The sequence below is a fragment of the Micromonospora sp. NPDC048835 genome (genome assembly GCF_040649995.1).
Lineage (GTDB): Bacteria > Actinomycetota > Actinomycetes > Mycobacteriales > Micromonosporaceae > Micromonospora.
In genome coordinates, this window is sequence record NZ_JBEZGM010000037.1 from 29260 (window position 1) to 44315 (window position 15056).

Annotated in this window: 15 protein-coding genes and 2 pseudogenes; 7 read left to right on the top strand and 10 right to left on the bottom strand. The window is 72.9% G+C overall.

Features of this window, described 5'->3' with window-relative positions:
- Nucleotides 1-20: 20 nt before the first annotated feature.
- Entirely contained in the window at nucleotides 21-1007 is a 987-nt protein-coding gene (locus AB0C15_RS29230) for a phosphotransferase (RefSeq protein WP_357357306.1), read from the top strand.
- Nucleotides 1008-1383: 376 nt separating this feature from the next.
- On the top strand, nucleotides 1384-1650 hold the full coding sequence (rpsT, locus tag AB0C15_RS29235) for a 30S ribosomal protein S20 (protein WP_030336508.1): 267 nt from the start codon (nucleotides 1384-1386) through the stop codon (nucleotides 1648-1650).
- Nucleotides 1651-1778: 128 nt separating this feature from the next.
- Here rpsT and AB0C15_RS29240 read toward each other — a convergent pair whose 3' ends face one another.
- The 4 genes and pseudogenes from AB0C15_RS29240 to AB0C15_RS29255 form a co-directional block, all read right to left on the bottom strand.
- The gene (locus tag AB0C15_RS29240; RefSeq protein ID WP_357357309.1) at nucleotides 1779-2201 is read right to left on the bottom strand and encodes a hypothetical protein; all 423 of its coding nucleotides are present in this window, start codon (nucleotides 2199-2201) and stop codon (nucleotides 1779-1781) included.
- A complete protein-coding gene (gene holA / locus AB0C15_RS29245; RefSeq protein ID WP_357357332.1) occupies nucleotides 2198-3178 on the bottom strand; it encodes a DNA polymerase III subunit delta in 981 nt (326 codons plus the stop codon). Before holA ends, AB0C15_RS29240 begins: the two co-directional genes overlap by 4 nt.
- A 143-nt stretch (nucleotides 3179-3321) precedes the next feature.
- A pseudogene (locus AB0C15_RS29250) lies at nucleotides 3322-5673 on the bottom strand (ComEC/Rec2 family competence protein); the annotation flags it as partial.
- A 233-nt stretch (nucleotides 5674-5906) separates the two neighbouring features.
- The gene (locus tag AB0C15_RS29255; RefSeq protein ID WP_357357311.1) at nucleotides 5907-6743 is read right to left on the bottom strand and encodes a ComEA family DNA-binding protein; all 837 of its coding nucleotides are present in this window, start codon (nucleotides 6741-6743) and stop codon (nucleotides 5907-5909) included.
- Between the two features lie 187 nt (nucleotides 6744-6930).
- Here AB0C15_RS29255 and AB0C15_RS29260 point away from each other — a divergent pair.
- The 3 genes and pseudogenes from AB0C15_RS29260 to AB0C15_RS29270 form a co-directional block, all read left to right on the top strand.
- Nucleotides 6931-7248 (top strand): annotated as a pseudogene (locus tag AB0C15_RS29260) (hydroxymethylbilane synthase); the annotation flags it as partial.
- On the top strand, nucleotides 7235-7723 hold the full coding sequence (locus AB0C15_RS29265) for a hypothetical protein (protein ID WP_357357334.1): 489 nt from the start codon (nucleotides 7235-7237) through the stop codon (nucleotides 7721-7723). The pseudogene AB0C15_RS29260 and the gene AB0C15_RS29265, both read left to right, overlap by 14 nt.
- Nucleotides 7615-7857, top strand: coding sequence for a hypothetical protein (locus tag AB0C15_RS29270; protein WP_357357336.1), 243 nt, complete (start codon nucleotides 7615-7617; stop codon nucleotides 7855-7857). Before AB0C15_RS29265 ends, AB0C15_RS29270 begins: the two co-directional genes overlap by 109 nt.
- Nucleotides 7858-7875: 18 nt before the next feature.
- Here the strand turns inward: AB0C15_RS29270 and AB0C15_RS29275 are convergent, their stop codons facing one another.
- The 6 genes from AB0C15_RS29275 to nadD form a co-directional block, all read right to left on the bottom strand.
- Nucleotides 7876-8250, bottom strand: a complete 375-nt coding sequence (locus tag AB0C15_RS29275; RefSeq protein ID WP_357357313.1) for a VOC family protein — start codon at nucleotides 8248-8250, stop codon at nucleotides 7876-7878.
- 257 nt (nucleotides 8251-8507) lie between these two features.
- Nucleotides 8508-9281, bottom strand: a complete 774-nt coding sequence (locus tag AB0C15_RS29280) for an SDR family oxidoreductase (RefSeq protein WP_357357315.1) — start codon at nucleotides 9279-9281, stop codon at nucleotides 8508-8510.
- Nucleotides 9282-9284: 3 nt separating this feature from the next.
- Entirely contained in the window at nucleotides 9285-10139 is an 855-nt protein-coding gene (locus AB0C15_RS29285; protein WP_357357317.1) for a DegV family protein, read from the bottom strand.
- Nucleotides 10140-10187: 48 nt separating this feature from the next.
- Nucleotides 10188-10847 (bottom strand): histidine phosphatase family protein, encoded by a 660-nt coding sequence (locus AB0C15_RS29290; RefSeq protein WP_357357319.1) that lies wholly within the window; start codon nucleotides 10845-10847, stop codon nucleotides 10188-10190.
- Nucleotides 10844-11251 (bottom strand): ribosome silencing factor, encoded by a 408-nt coding sequence (gene rsfS, locus AB0C15_RS29295; protein WP_130403715.1) that lies wholly within the window; start codon nucleotides 11249-11251, stop codon nucleotides 10844-10846. Before rsfS ends, AB0C15_RS29290 begins: the two co-directional genes overlap by 4 nt.
- A gap of 110 nt (nucleotides 11252-11361) precedes the next feature.
- Complete coding sequence (gene nadD, locus AB0C15_RS29300; RefSeq protein ID WP_357244230.1) at nucleotides 11362-11958, bottom strand: nicotinate-nucleotide adenylyltransferase; 597 nt, start codon at nucleotides 11956-11958, stop codon at nucleotides 11362-11364.
- Nucleotides 11959-12752: 794 nt separating this feature from the next.
- Here nadD and AB0C15_RS29305 point away from each other — a divergent pair.
- Both AB0C15_RS29305 and AB0C15_RS29310 read left to right on the top strand, forming a co-directional pair.
- Nucleotides 12753-13484: a PadR family transcriptional regulator gene (locus AB0C15_RS29305; RefSeq protein WP_357357321.1), complete on the top strand. Its 732-nt coding sequence runs from the start codon at nucleotides 12753-12755 to the stop codon at nucleotides 13482-13484.
- 244 nt (nucleotides 13485-13728) lie between these two features.
- A complete protein-coding gene (locus tag AB0C15_RS29310; protein ID WP_357357324.1) occupies nucleotides 13729-14934 on the top strand; it encodes an NAD(P)/FAD-dependent oxidoreductase in 1206 nt (401 codons plus the stop codon).
- The last annotated feature ends 122 nt before the right edge of the window (nucleotides 14935-15056 follow it).

The following is a 15056-nucleotide window of genomic DNA, read 5'->3' on the forward strand; positions in this document are numbered from 1 at the left end:
CCCCGGGGCAGCATGGTGTGGTGTCCTCTCCCCCGTTGCCGCCGGTGCCCTACCACGCGAGCGCCCAGCGGCCGTCGTGGTCGGCGTTGCCGGCGACGCTGCGGGCCGCGGTCGCCGACCGGCTCGGCGCGCCGGTGGTCACCGCCCGGGTCGCGGGCGCGGGCTTCACCCGCGGCTTCGCCGCAGTGCTCCACACCGCCGCCGGTGGCCGGGCCTTCGTGAAGGCCGCACCCGCCGCCGAGCAACCGCACCTTGTCGACTGGTACGCCCGGGAGGCCGCGATCCTGGACCGGCTGCCGGCGGATCTGCCGGCGCCCCGGGTCCGGTGGACCCTCGCCGAGGCGGGGTGGTTCGTGCTCTGCACCGACGCGGTCGACGGCCACACCCCACGCCTGCCCTGGGCGCCCGCCGAGCTGGACGCCACCCTCGCCGGGTACGCGCAGGTCGCCGCCGCCCTGGCCGACCCGCCGACCGAGCTGACCACGCTCGGCCTGCCGCACCTGGCCGACCTCGCCAGGTCGGACATCCTGTGGTGGGAGGAGGTCGCCACCGGCCGCGAACCGGTACCGCCGCTGCCCCCGTCGGGCCGGGACCGGCTGCCCGACCTGGTCGCGTTGGAGTCCCTGCTCCCCCGGTACGCCGCCGACGCGACCGGCCTGATCCACGGTGACCTGCGGGTCGACAACGTGCTGATCGACGCCGACGGTCGGGCCTGGTTCTGCGACTGGACCTGGGTCTGCACCGGGCCGGCCTGGTTCGACCTGGCCGGGCTGCTGCTCACCGCGTACGCCAGCGGGCTGGACGCGGACCGGCTCTTCGCCACCCACCTGGCCACCGTCGGCGCGCCCCCGGACGCGCTGGACGCGACCCTGGCCGCGCTGGCCGGCTACTACCTCACCGGCGCCGCGGCCGCACCGCCCACGGCCTCGCCGCACCGGCGCGCGCACCAACGGTGGAGCGGCGAGGTGTCCCTCGACTGGCTGGCCCGCCGCCAAGGCTGGCAGTGACAACGCCCCGACGTCCCTGGCGGGGCGGCCCGGCGGGCTCGGCGGCCCGGCGGGCTCGGCCCGGCGGGCTCGGCCCGGCGGGCTCGGCCCGGCGGCCCGGCGGCCCGGCGGCTCTTGATCGACTCGGGTTCCTTGAAGTCGGGTGGTCTGCCGCGCTGGGTTGCCCCGGTTTTCAGGAAGGCGAGTGGATCAACCGTCGAACGTCCGGATAAAGCCCTCGCGGCCCGGGACGAACCCGGGTGAACCCGGCTCTGGCCGAGCCGTTTTGGCTCGTCCCGGGCGACCTGGTAACCTGGCTCTTCGCGCAGCGATGACGCATGTTCGTCATCACGCGCAATAAGCTGACCAACCCGAGCTATCAAGACGAGGCTGTCGCGTGGCGAACATCAAGTCCCAGATCAAGCGCAACCGGCAGAACGAGAAGGCCCGGCTGCGCAACAAGTCGGTCAAGTCGTCGCTGAAGACCGCCGTCCGGAAGTTCCACGAGGCTGCCGAGGCCGGTGACGTCGAGAAGGCGACCGCGCTCATGCTGGACGCCTCGCGCAAGCTGGACAAGGCCGTCAGCAAGGGCGTGATCCACTCCAACCAGGCCGCGAACCGCAAGTCCGCGATCGCAAAGCGCGTGGTGGCGCTCTCCGCCTGACGACTTCACCGTCAGACTGATTCGGAAAGCCCCGGGCCTCGGCCCGGGGCTTCCGTGTGTCCAGAATTCAGCCGTGTGGCGGTTTGGCGACGCGGCGGCCGCCGCTCGCGGCGCGACGGATCAGGCCCTCAGTCTGCCGGGTTGGCGCGTCGGGGAGGTGGCACCGCGTCGGCGGTGATCACCACGCCGGGCACGCTGTGTGAAGCCCACTCCACCTGGGCCCGGCCGACCACCGGCTCCATCTGCCGGCGAAACCGGTCCCGCTCCTGCTCGGGCACGAGTGCGGCGGAGCGGACCACGATCGCGGCGACCATGTCGTTGAGCTTGACCATGGCCGCCACCACGACCGGCAGCACCAGTACCGCCCACCAGCTGACCAACTCGGCCAGGGCGAGCAGCACCGCCAGAGCGATGGCACCCTCGAAGAAGAGGAAGCACAGTACGCCGCCGGGGTTGACGCAGCGCAGGCCGAGGAGCCTGGCGTAGAGCGGCCGGTAACGCTCCTCGTCCACGGGAATGGTGGCCCACACCGGGCGGTTGACCCCCGTCACCTGATGCTGCCCTGTCGGGCTGCGGCGACCGAGAAGACGGCGCGCTCCAGGGCGTACGCCCGGTCGTCGGAGCCGCCCTTGACGGCCGCGTTGCACTCGGCTGCGACCTGCATGGCCCGGACCAGACCCTCCGGAGTCCAGCCCCGCCCCTGCCGCTGCGCCCGCTCGATCTTCCAGGCGGGCATGCCGAGGCTGCTGGCGAGCTGGTACGCACTACCTCGCCCAGCCGATGCCACCCGGGCCACCGTGCGCACGCCGTCGGCCAGGGCGTCGGCGATGGGCACCGGGTCGACCCCGACGTGCAGGGCCCAGCGCAGGGCCTCAAGTGCTGCCGGCACGTCGCCGACCATGGTGGCGTCCGCAACTGTGAAGCCGGTCACCTCGACCCGGCCCCGGTAGTACCGGGCAACCGTATCGACGCTGATCCGCCCATCGGTGTCGGCAATCAGCTGCGAGCAGGCGGCGGCCAGCTCGCGCAGGTCGTTGCCGACGGCGGCGAGAAGCGCCTCGGCGGCGTCGTCAGTGCACTTCCCACCGGCTCGGCGGATCTCGTCGCGGACGAAGGCCACCCGGTCACGGTGCCCCTTGAGCTTGGCTGCCGGGACGACCGTCGCGCCGGCCGACCGTAGGCCGTCGGCGAAGGCCTTGCCCTTGGCACCGCCCAGGTGCAGCACCAGAAGCTGGACGTCCGGGTCGGGATTCTTCGCGTACGCCAACAGCGCGGCGACCAGATCCTTGCGGGCGTCCTGGCCGGCACGCAGGATCAACAGCCGCCGCCCGCCGAACAGCGACGGGCTGAGCATCTCGGCAATCTCGCCGACGGTGAGCTGACCGGCCTGGTATTCGCGGACGTCCACCTCGGGGTCGATGCCGCGAACCTTCGCGACAGCTTCGGTGACCGCGCGCGTGGCGAGCAACTCCTCGTCACCGAGGACGAGCACAATGGGGGCGAGGCTGGCGGGGGTCACGCCGCCCATATTCGCACGGCCTGCGGCGGGATCGTGCCTGCTCATTCCCTGCTTGATCGGCGCAGCCCGCACACAGTGCAAATCCAGACATATATCTCAATTAACCACCTAAACCGCAAGTCGCTCGTTCAATGGGAAACCGTTTCCGTGAATCAGCGCTGCCCACCGGCGGGCACACCTCGCCGGGCTACCGCCAGACCGTCGCCCGTTCGGATCGCCGCCACATCGCCATCCGTGTCGGTGCGCAGCACCCGCACACCGCCTCTGCGCAGTTGGGCGAGCAGCCCCGGACTCGGGTGCCCGTAGGTGTTGCCCGTGCCCACCGGCACGAGCGCCACCGCCGGCCGCACCGCGCCGAGGAAGCCCGCGTCCTGGTACGACGAACCGTGATGCGCGACCTTCAACACATCCGCCCGCAGTTGGCCGGGCACTGCCCGGGTCAGCAGCGCGTGCTGCTCCTCGGTCTCCGCGTCGCCGGTCAGCAGAATTCGTACCCCGGCGACCGTGGCGCGCAGCACCAGCGAGTTGTTGTTCGGGTCGGACCTGGTCCCGGCCAGCGGGTACGGCGGGCCGAGCACCAGCAGGTCGACCCCGCCCACCGGATGACGAGCGCCGGCCACGGTGGTCAGCAGCGCGGCCCGCCCGCCAGCGGCCGCCACCCGAACGAGGTCCCGGCCGCTCTCCGGGTCTGTCGACGACGGCGTCAGCACCGCACCGACCCGCCGCCCCCGGAACACCCCGGCCACCCCGCCCACGTGGTCCGCGTGAAAATGGCTGATCACCAGCAGCGGCACCTCCCGTACGCCGAGACGACGCAGGCACCCGTCCACCGCACCCGGTTCCGGCCCGGCGTCCACCACCACGGCCCGGCCGGGGCCGACCGGGAGCACCAGGGTGTCGCCCTGCCCCACCGCGCAGGCCACCACCACCCAACCGGCGGGCGGCCAACCGGCGGCCAACAGCCGAATCGGCAGGGCCCCAAGCACGGCAGCGACCCCGACCAATGCCACCAGCCGGCGTACGAGGGGCCGGCGCACCGCGATCAGCAGCGCGACGGTCAGCCCGGCCAGCAGCAGGGCACCGAGCACCCCGCCCGGCCACGGCAGGGTGCCGCCCGGCAGCCGAGCGCCCTGCCGTGCGATCACCACCAACCACCAGGCCGGCCAACTCGCCAGCCAGGCGAAGACCTCGGCACCGGCCGGCCAGATCGGCGACACCAGGGCCGCCAGCACGCCCAGCACGGTCGCCGGTGCGATGGCCGGCACCGCCAGGAGGTTCGCCGGCACCGCCACCAGGCTCACCGTGCCGGAGATGCCGGCGACGACCGGCCCGCAGGCCAGTTGGGCAGCCGCCGGCACGGCCAACGCCTCGGCCAGCCCAGGGGGGACGCCGCGCCGACGCAACCCGTCCCGCCAGCGAGGCGCGAGCAGGAGCAGGCCGCCGGTGGCCAGCACGGAGAGGGCGAACCCGGGATCCCCGGCCAACTCCGGGTCGACGAGCACCAGCACGGTCACGGCGGCGGCCAACGCGGGCAGTGCCGCCCGAGGACGACCGGCGGCGAGGGCGGCGAGGCCGATCGCTCCCATCGTGGCGGCCCGTACGACGCTCGGCGACGGGCGGACCAGAATCACGAACCCCACAAGCGCCACCCCACACAGCGCGGCGGCGAGCCACGGACCGGCCCTCGACCAACGGGCCAGCAGTAGCACCGCACCCACCACGATCGCCACATTGGAGCCGGAGACCGCGTTGAGATGGGTCATCCCGGTGGCCTGAAAGTCCTCCTCGACGGCGGGTGGTAGTCGGCTGGTGTCGCCCACCACCAGACCGGGCAGCAGCCCACCGGGATCCTCGGGCAGTGGCGCGCAGGCGCGTTGCAGGCCGGTACGTAGCGTCCCGGCGGCGCGCTGCGCCCACGACGGCGCGCCGTGCCGCTGCGGAGGGTCATTGGTGCTGAGCACCGCCGCGGTGAGGTCGCCACCGCGGGGAAGGCCGAGCCGGCCGTCGACGGTGAGGCGCTGCCCCGGCAGCAGGCCCCGCCACGCCGGATCGGTGGCAAGGACGAGCAGCCGCACCGACGCGTGGAGCCGTCGACCGTCCGGGTCGGTGAGCCGGACCAAGTCGGTCGACACCAGCAGCATTCCGGGTCGCCCGGCGCTCCGAATCGGGCGGGGGTCGTCCCGGACGAGCAGGTCGGCGGTGACCGGAGCGCGCTGCTCGGCGAGGGCACGGATCGCCGGCGCGTCGCGAACGGCGAGTCGAGCGGCGGTGGCCGCACCACCGCAGACCACGCCGAGGCCGATCGCCACGACGACCCATCCGTAACGCCGCACCGCGGCTCGGGGACGCCCGAGGCGGCCGAGCAGGTGCGCCGCGCCAACCGCCGTCAGGCCAGCCGCCGCGCCCGCCACCAGCAGGACGCCTCGGCCACCGAGGTGCAGGCCGGCGAGTGCCGCGAGCCAGGCCGCCACCGCGAGACCGGCCAGTCGCAGATCCGGCGGCTCGGACCGGGCCCGACCAACCGGCTGGGCGGACCGGGCCGGACCAGCCGACGGCGCAGACCGGGCCCGACCAGCCGGTGACGCAGACCGGGCCCGACCAGCCGACGGCGCAGACCGGGCCCGACCAGCCGGTGACGCAGACCGGGCCCGACCAGCCGGTGACGCGGCCTGGTCCGGCTCGGCCGGGGGCCGGGGCTGGGCCACGCGAGGCGGCTGTGGACCGGCGGCGGACCCGCTCACACCGTCACCAGGTCCTTGAGCTGCTCGTAACGGGCGTCGCCGATGCCGTCGACCTGACGCAGGTCGCCGACGGATTTGAACCCGCCGTGCTGATCTCGATGGGTGAGGATGCGTTGGGCGAGCACCGGCCCGACCCCGGGCAGCGCGTCGAGCTGAGCCAGTGTCGCGGTGTTGAGGTTCAGCGGCCCGCCGGCGGCTGCCGCGCCGCCCGCCGCAGGACCGATCGCACCGCCCGGTAATGGCGGTGGAGTCACCCCGACCACGATCAGCTCGCCGTCGGTGACCTTGCGGGCGGGATTGAGCAGCGCCACGTCGACCCCGGGCAGTGCGCCGCCGGCCGCCTGCACCGCGTCGGCGAGACGGGACCCGGCCGGCAGGCGTACCAGACCGGGTTTTCGGACCTTGCCCGCGACCGCCACCACCAACTCGCCGGCCTCGGACGTGCCAGAGTCAGCCGCCGGCGCGGCCGACGCGGTCTCGCTCGATAGCGGGGCGACCGGCTCCGACTGCGGCCGGGCCTGCCACGCCCAACCGGCCGCACCCGCGACCACCACCACGGCGACCACCGCCAGCGCCCGCACACCACGCCGCCCGGGGTCGAACGCCCCCGGCCCCGGCAACCACGACTCGGGCGGGACCGCGAGGCCCTCCGACATCGGCTCCGCGACCGGCACGGCGAGCCGGGAGAACAGCACGTCCGCCGGCGGCGCGCCGACCAGGGGCGACGGGGGTACGCCCGTGAGCGGCGCCTCCGGCCGGGGCAACGGTGCGACAACCGTCTCCGTCAGCCGGCGCAGGCGCTGGCGTACCTCTGTCTCCTCGTCGTGCGACACAACGCGACGCTAGGGCGGCGGCCGGGACGGTGGAGGACGACGACGCCGCCCTGTGGACAACCGACGTCACTGTGGACAACGCCCTGATCATGCTTTGATCTGCTACGCGGGAGTCGACCGCCGACACGGGACCCCGGGCCACCGGTCTGCTCGCTGACGTTCGCGGCGAGCGGTCCACCCTCGACATATGCCCGACTCCCGCCTGCTGCGCATCGGCACGCGCAACTCTCCGATGGCTCTCGCGCAGGTCGAGCGGGTTCGCGCGCTGCTGGCCGACCGACACCCCGATATCACCGTGGACGTGCCGTCGATGGCGACAAGCGGGGACCGCTGGCACGGTGACCTGGGCGGCAAGGGGGCGTTCACCAAGGAGGTGGACGCCGCCCTCATCGCCGGCGACGTGGATCTGGTGGTGCACTGCGTCAAGGACGTCCCAGGAGACCGGCCGGCACCAGCCGGCACGGTGATGGCCGCCTACCTGGCCCGTGACGATGTCCGGGACTGCCTCGTACACCCGGGTGGGCTTGCGGATCGACCAGCTGCCCCCCGGCACCCGGATCGGCACCTCCGCGGTCCGGCGGGTCGCGCAGCTGGCGCTGCACTGGCCGAGCCTGGTGCCGGTGGCCATCCGGGGCAACGCGAACAGCAGGCTCGCCAAACTCGACGCCGGCGACAGCTACGACGCGCTGCTGCTCGCGTACTCCGGTCTGGAACGGATTGGGCAGGCCGCCCGGATCACCCACCCGATCGGCGTCGACACGATGGTCCGGCCGTCGGCTCCGGCACCCTGGTGCTGCAGTGCCGGGAGGACGACACCAGCACCCGTGACCTGGCGGCCAGCCTCGGCGACCGCCGGGCCTGGCGGGAGACCGTGGCCGAACGGACCATGCTGCACATCCTGCAGGGCAACTGTCACTCCCCCATCGCCGCGCTCGCCCGCACCGAACCCGACGGCCGCCTCGGCCTACGAGCAAGGGTGATCAGCCTCGACGGCAAGACCGTGCTCGACGTACACGAGTGGGCGGCGGATCCGATCACCCTCGGGACCTCCGTCGCCGCCGCCCTGCTCCGGCAGGGTGCCCGTGACCTCCTTGACCTGTCCGCGCACGCCTGACCGCCCGCCGGCTACCACTTAGAGGTACGGCCGGGTGATGATCTCGATGGCGTGGCCGGCCGGGTCGAAGAAGTAGAAGCCCCGTCCACCGTGCTCGGTGTTGGTCTCGCCCTCCCGCTTGAGCTGCGGATCAGCCCAGTACGTGATGCCCCGCCCTTCGACGAACGCCAGGCACCGCGCGAACAACTCGTCGTCGACGAGGAACGCGTAGTGCTGCATCTGGATGTCCACCGGCGGCTCGGCGAACTGGAGCAGCACACCCTCGTCCAGTTGCACATTGGCGAACGGCCCCCACGAGGGTGTCTCCGGCAGCTCGAACAACTCCCGGTAGAACGCGGCCGAGGCGCTCTTGTCCTTGCTGGCGATGATGGTGTGGTTGAACGTGACTGTCATGCGTACCCGTCTTCTTCCCGGTCGATCCGAAGACCCGACCGGAAGCCCGCAACGCCTCACCCAGCCACGCAGATGACGAAGCCCCGAGGGCACCAACGCCCCGGATCCCGCACGAGAGACGCGTACGTCGCATCGATCTCGGCGTGGTGGCTGAAGTAGCCGGAACCTCCGGGGGGTAGGCCCATCTGGGGCGCGCACGGAGGCTAACACAACCGGCGTGTTCGTAGCCGACGGCTGGGCGTCGCCGGCACGACGGGTCAGCGGGCCTCCGGGTCGAGGCCGAGCACGGCCCGCCCGCCGTCCACCGGCAGCGTCACCCCGTTGACGAAGCTCGCCGCGGGCGACAGCAGGTACGCGACCGCCTCGGCCACCTCGTCGGCCCGCCCGATGCGGCCCGTCGGGTGCAGCCGGGTCAGCTCGGCGTCGATCCAACGGGCCTGGGCGGGCTCCAGCGTGGCGAGGAACTCGGCGTGCCGCTCGGTGGCGATGGAGCCGAGCGCCACCGCGTTGGCCCGGATGCCGTGCCGCCCGTACTCGACGGCGAGCGCCCGGGTCAGCCCTTCCAGGGCGGCCTTCGCCGTCGCGTACGGCAGGGCGCCGGACACCGGTCGGCGGGCCTGGTGCGACGAGACGTTGACGATGGCGCCGCCGGCGGCGCGGGCGAGGAATCGGCGGACGGCGACCCCGGCGCCCACCACGGCGGGGCGCAGGTTCATCCCGATCAGGTCCAGCACCGTGTCGGCCGACGTGGTGTGCAGTGCGGCGTCGCGGAACACCGCAGCGTTGTTCACCCAGCCGCCAAGCGGTGCGGCGTGCTCGGCCAGCTCGGCGGCGTGCTCCGCCACCTGCTCGTCGGCGGCGTCGCCGACCACCGCGACGAGCCGATCGGCGGCCGGATGGCCGGCCACCCAGTGGACCGCGTCGGCGTCGTGTTCCAGGATGACGATGGTGGCGCCGGTCGCCACCAACCGTTGCACCACGGCCCGGCCGACGCCGCGACCACCGCCGGTCACCACGTACGAGGTGGGCACCACTCAGCCCTTCCGTCGGCGGTGGACGACCACGCAGGCCAGGCCCGGCCCGGCGTGCGCGGCGACGACGGCGCCGGCCTCGGAGACGTACGTGTCGTGCAGCCGGTCACCGAACCGCTCGGTCAGCGCGGTGCGCAACGCCTCGGCCCGTTGCGGCGCGGCCAGGTGGTGCACCCCGAGGTCCACGTCGTCGCCGTCGGCCGTCTCGACGGCCAGGTCGACGAGGCGGGCCACTCCCCGGCTGGCGGTGCGGACCTTCTCCCGCAGCACGATCGCCCCGTCCGGCATGTGCATGATCGGCTTGACGGACAGCGCGGTGCCGACCAACGCCTCGGCGGCGTTGATCCGGCCGCCCCGGCGCAGGAACTCCAGCGTGTCGACGTAGAACCAGACGGTGGTGCGGGCGATGGCGTCGAGCGCCGCGTCGCGTACCCCGTCGAGGTCGGCGCCGGCCTCGGCGGCGGTGGCGGCGGCGATGGCCGGGAAGCCCAGCCCCATGCCCGCCGAGCGGCTGTCCACGACCTCCACCCGGCCGTCCAGGTCGGCGGCGGCCAGCCGGGCGGCCTCGACGGTGCCGGACAACGCGGCGGAGAGGTGCACCGAGACGATCCCGTCGGCGCCGGCATCGAGCAGTCGACGGTACGTCCGGGAGAACTGCTCGGGGGCCGGGCGGGAGGTGGTCGCCGTGACCCGGCGGGCGCTCAGCGCCAGGGTCGCGTCGGCCGGCTGGGTCTCCACCCCCTCCAGCCCCTCCGCGCCGTTGAGCACGACTGTCAACGGCACGACGGTCAACTGGTGCGCCTGCACCAGCTCGGGCGGGAGGTAGGCGGTGGAGTCGATGACGACCGCGACGGGCATGCCCGGCACGCTAGCCGATCGAGGCCGCAAACGCCGAGGCGCGAGCGCTCAGACCGCGTCGACGGCCACCGGGGCGGTGATCAGACCGACGTTGTGCGCCCGCAGTTGCCACCCGCGGACGTCGTGGGGACGGCCGATGGCCGGCGCGCTGGGTGCGCGCCGCAGCTCGGTCCAGTGGCAGTTGGCCAGGGAGCCCAGGCTGCGCAGCACGCCGTGATCCCAGCCGAGCAGGTGACCGATGCCCTGTCGGGAGCCGCCGCCGTGGGTGGCGATCACCACGGTGCCGTCGGGGGCGGCGTCGGCCGCTTCCAGGAGGGCGGCGGCGACCCGCTCACCGAGGTCGTGCAGCGGTTCCAGATCCGCGCCCGGGTCGGGGTCACCGGCCCGCCAGCGGGCGTACTCGTCGGGGAAGCGCTCGGCGACCTCGGTGAGGTGCAGACCCTGCCACGTGCCGAAGTGCCGCTCGCGCAGCCTCGCGTCGCTGCGTACCGGCAGCCCGGTCAGCGCGGCGAGCGCGGCGGCGGTCTCCGCCGCGCGGCTCAGGTCGCTGGCCACGATGGCGTCGGGCCGCAGCGCCGCGAGCAGCGGAGCGGCGGCGCGGGCCTGGTTACGGCCAAGCTCGTTGAGGGGTACGTCGGTCTGACCCTGGACACGGTTGGCGGCGTTCCAGTCGGTGTTGCCGTGCCGCCAGACGATCAGTCGGGTCATTCGGCCGCGGCGGACCCGCTGGCGTCGGCCTCGACCAGGTCGCGGTCGACGAACGGGATGGTCGGGCAGTCCTTCCAGAGCCGGTCGAGCCCGTAGAACTCGCGCTCCTCGGTGTGCTGGACGTGCACCACGATGTCGACGTAGTCGAGCAGCACCCAGCGGCCACCCCGCTCGCCCTCGCGCCGCACCGGCTTGGCCTTCTCGGGCAGCTCCAGCAGGCTTTCCTCGATGGCGTCGACGATGGCCAGCACCTGACGCTCGTTGGGGGCGGCGGCGAGCACGAACGCGTCGGTGATGGCGAGTTGGTCGCCGACGTCGATGATCGCGATGTCCTGCGCCTTCTTGTCGGCGGCGGCCTGAGCGGCCGCGATGGCCAGCTCGTGAGCGCGTTCGGAAACTGTCACCGTTCTCCTTCGATCAAGCGTGCGATCCTCCAAGCGTCTCATACCCGGCGGCACCCCGATCGTTCAGTTCTGGTCGGTTATCGGTGCGAAAGTGGGCATAACGGGTGCACTCAGCGCTGATAGAGGCTCCGCTTGGCGATGTACTGCACCACACCGTCGGGCACCAGATACCAGACCGGCTCACCTCGGGCGACCCGCGCACGACAGTCGGTCGACGAAATGGACATCGCGGGCACCTGGATCAGGCTGACGGTATCCGCCGGAAGGTGCTTGTCGGTGAGCGGGAAACCGGGCCGGGTCACCCCGATGAAGTGGGCCAACTCGAAGATCTCGTCCAGGTCCTTCCAGGACAGGATGCGTTGCAGGGCGTCCGCGCCGGTGATGAAGAACAACTGCACCTTCGGGCCGTACTCGGCCTGAAGATCTCGCAGCGTGTCGACCGTGTAGGTCGGCCCACTGCGGTCGATGTCGACCCGGCTGACCTGGAATCGGGGGTTGGAGGCGGTGGCGATGACGGTCATCAGGTACCGGTCCTCGGCCGGGCTGACCGGCTCGTCGGCCTTCTGCCACGGCTGCCCGGTGGGGACGAAGACCACCTCGTCCAGGCCGAAACGGTCCGCCACCTCGCTGGCCGCGACGAGGTGCCCGTGGTGGATCGGGTCGAAGGTGCCACCCATGATCCCGATCCGCCGGATATCTTCCTCCACTCACTGATCGTAGGCCCGGCCTCGCGCGCGGATCGTTCGGCCTCAAGCAGTGATCGATTCGGCCTCACCCGGGAGCCAACTCCGGCCTAACGCGGGGTGGGTAGTTCCACCTCGCACGGTGATCGACTCGGCCTCGCGCGGGGATCGTCTCGGCCTCGCGCGGGGATCGTCTTGGCCTCGCGCGGGGATCGTCTCGGCTTCCCGGAAATCGGCGTATCGCGGCGACCGGGATACCGCGATTTCACGAAGGCCGAGTCGATCACCGGACCGTATGCGGCGCACAGGCGCCGCGCCGTGAACATGGCGCCGATCTTGCAGTTTCGGTTGTCGACATGAGGTGATACGCCCCTTGTGTGCGGACAGGAAGTGCAAGATCGCTAAGCAGGGACAACCTGGGCCCGTCGATCATGGAGTTGCGGTGCCCGCTTTGCCATGCCGCAGGCTTTTTGTCGCCCACCACAACTCCATGATCGACGAGGCGGGGTCGACTAGGCGGGGTGCGACGCGGTCTTGCCGATCGCGGGGCCAGAGTGCGCCGGGTCGAGGGGTTGCAGCACCCGACCCGGGGCGTTGACGGACCCGGGCGGCGGGAGCTGCGCTGCGCCAGCGGGCGCGAACGGCAAAGATCGCGGGGCGGCAAAGGTCGCGGGGTGGCGGGGGTCGCGGGGTGGCGGGGGTCGCGGGGTGGCGGGGGTCGCGGGGTGGCGGGGGTCGCGGGGTGGCGGGGGTCGCGAACCCTCGCCCGTCGGCGTATATTCGTCGACGAGTAACCGTCGACGAGCGAGGGGGTCATCGTGCCGAAGCGGCGCAAGGTCGGCAACCTGCTGGCGCTGGCCGTGTTGTCCGCCCTGGTCCAGCGGCCGATGCACCCGTACGAGATCGCCACCGCACTGCGGGCCTGGGGCAAGGACCAGGACATGGAGTTCAAGTGGGGGTCCTTCTACACGGTGATCGGCAACCTGGACAAACACCACCTGATCGAGGCGGTGGAGAGCCTGCGCGAGGGCCGACGCCCTGAGCGCACCGTGTACCAGATCACCGACGCGGGGCGGGGGGAGCTTGTCGACTGGGCCCGGGAGCTGGTCTCCACGCCGATGCCGGAGCATCCCCGCTTCCGGGCCGGGTTGTCGGTGCTCGCCGCGCTGCATCCCGACGAGGCCACCGCCCTGCTGCGGCAACGGCTCGACCTGCTCGAGGACGCGATCCGCAAGGACCGCGACGCGCTGGACGCCCACCTGCGGGAGATCCCCCGGCTGTTTCTTGTGGAGTCGGAGTACGACCTCGCCATTCGGGACGCGGAGGCGTCCTGGTTGCGGGCCCTGCTCGCGGAGCTGACCTCGGGGAGCTACCCAGGGTTGGACATCTGGCGGGCCTTCCACGAGACCGGCGAGATGCCGGCCGAACTGACCGACCTGGCCGCCAGAACCACCAGCCCGGAAACACCGACCACCGGGCCGGGAACCCCGACCGCCAACACCTCGAAGGCAGGCTCCCACAACACGACGAACACCGACACCACCGGCTGAAGAACGGCCCCGGCGAGGTGCGCCAACACCTCACCGGGGCCCTGACCCCGAACCGACGCCTGGGAAGGCACCCGGCCCGAAGCGGCAACCAGAGGATAACCGGGCTCCCTCCCAGGTCCGCGCGACCGCGCACCGACCAATGCAGGCCGCGCGACCGCGCACCGACCAATGCAGGTCCGCGCTACCGCGCACCGACCACACCAGGTCCGCGCGACCGCGCACCGACCACATCCAGGGAGAGAGCATGAGCACGGTACGAACCGCGATCGTCATCGGCGGGGGCATCGCCGGGCCGGTGACAGCGCTCGCGCTGCGCCGCGCCGGCATCACCGCAACCGTCTACGAGGCGTACCCGACCACGGCCGTCGGCATCGGCGGCACCCTCGCCCTCGCGCCCAACGGTGTGGCGGCTCTGCGGACGATCGGCGCGCACGAGGCGGTGACGGCGATCGCCACACCGATCCACCGCAGTGCGCTGGCCGTCGGCCGCCGCCGCATCGAGATGCCCACGCTGAGCGGGGTGCCGCCGCTGCGCGTGGTGCACCGGGCCGAGCTGTACCAGGTACTGCACGACCGGGCAGATGCCGAGGGTGTGCCGTTCGTGTACGGCAAGCGACTGGTCCACGCCGAGCAGACCGGAGACGGCGTGCTCGCGTGTTTCGAGGACGGCAGCACGGCGACCGCCGACATCCTCGTCGGCGCGGACGGGATCCGCTCCACGGTCCGGGGTCTGATCGACCCGGCGGCGCCCGGCCCCCGGTTCACCGGGCTGCTCGGGTTCGAGGCGGTGGCCCGACACGAGGTGGACGCCGAGCCGGGCACGATGACGTTCGCGTTCGGGCGACGCGGCTACTACCTGTACTGGCCGGAGCCCGGCGGCGGCACCCGGTGGGGGGCCAACCTGCCCCAGCAGCGGCCGATGAGCCTTGTCGAGGCCCGGGCGGTGCCGGCGGAGCAGTGGCTGGACACACTCCGCGCCAGCTACGGCGACGACGACCCGGGGCGGGAGCTGATGGCGACAAGCAACGCCGACGACCTCCAGGTGGTCGGGTCGTTGCAGATCATGCCCCCCGTGCCGCACTGGCACCGGGGTCGGATGGTGCTTGTCGGCGACGCGGCGCACGCGCCGTCGAACAGTTCGGGGCAGGGCGCGTCGCTGGCGATCGAGAGCGCGGTGCAGCTCGCCCGCTGCCTGCGGGACCTACCGGACGCCTCGGCGGCGTTCGCCGCGTACGTGCGGCTGCGTCGTACCCGGGTGGAGAAGGTCGCCGCCCGCGCGGCCCGGATCAACCACGCGAAGGCCCCTGGTGCGGTGGCGCGGACGCTGATGCCGCTGCTGATGCCACTGATGGTGCGCACGGTGCTGGACCCGGAGAAGACCGTCGCCGACGAGCAGCGTTACGTCATCGACTGGGACGCGCCGGTCACGGCGGAGCCCGCCCTGCGCTGACCTGCGGACGTGGGGGGGGGGGGGGGGCCCCCCCCCCCCCCCGCGGGGGGGGGCCCGGGGGGGGCCCCCCCCGGGCCCGGCCCCACAGCCCCCCCGCGGGGGGGGGGAGGGGGGGGGGCCCC

Coding starts and splice junctions, on each gene's coding strand:
- AB0C15_RS29285 (WP_357357317.1), bottom strand. CDS start 10,139: ATGCCCGTCGCGGTCGTCATCGACTCCACCGCCTACCTCCCGCCCGAG.
- AB0C15_RS29265 (WP_357357334.1), top strand. CDS start 7,235: ATGTCCGGGACTGCCTCGTACACCCGGGTGGGCTTGCGGATCGACCAG.
- holA (WP_357357332.1), bottom strand. CDS start 3,178: ATGGGCGGCGTGACCCCCGCCAGCCTCGCCCCCATTGTGCTCGTCCTC.
- AB0C15_RS29310 (WP_357357324.1), top strand. CDS start 13,729: ATGAGCACGGTACGAACCGCGATCGTCATCGGCGGGGGCATCGCCGGG.
- AB0C15_RS29290 (WP_357357319.1), bottom strand. CDS start 10,847: ATGACCCGACTGATCGTCTGGCGGCACGGCAACACCGACTGGAACGCC.
- AB0C15_RS29275 (WP_357357313.1), bottom strand. CDS start 8,250: ATGACAGTCACGTTCAACCACACCATCATCGCCAGCAAGGACAAGAGC.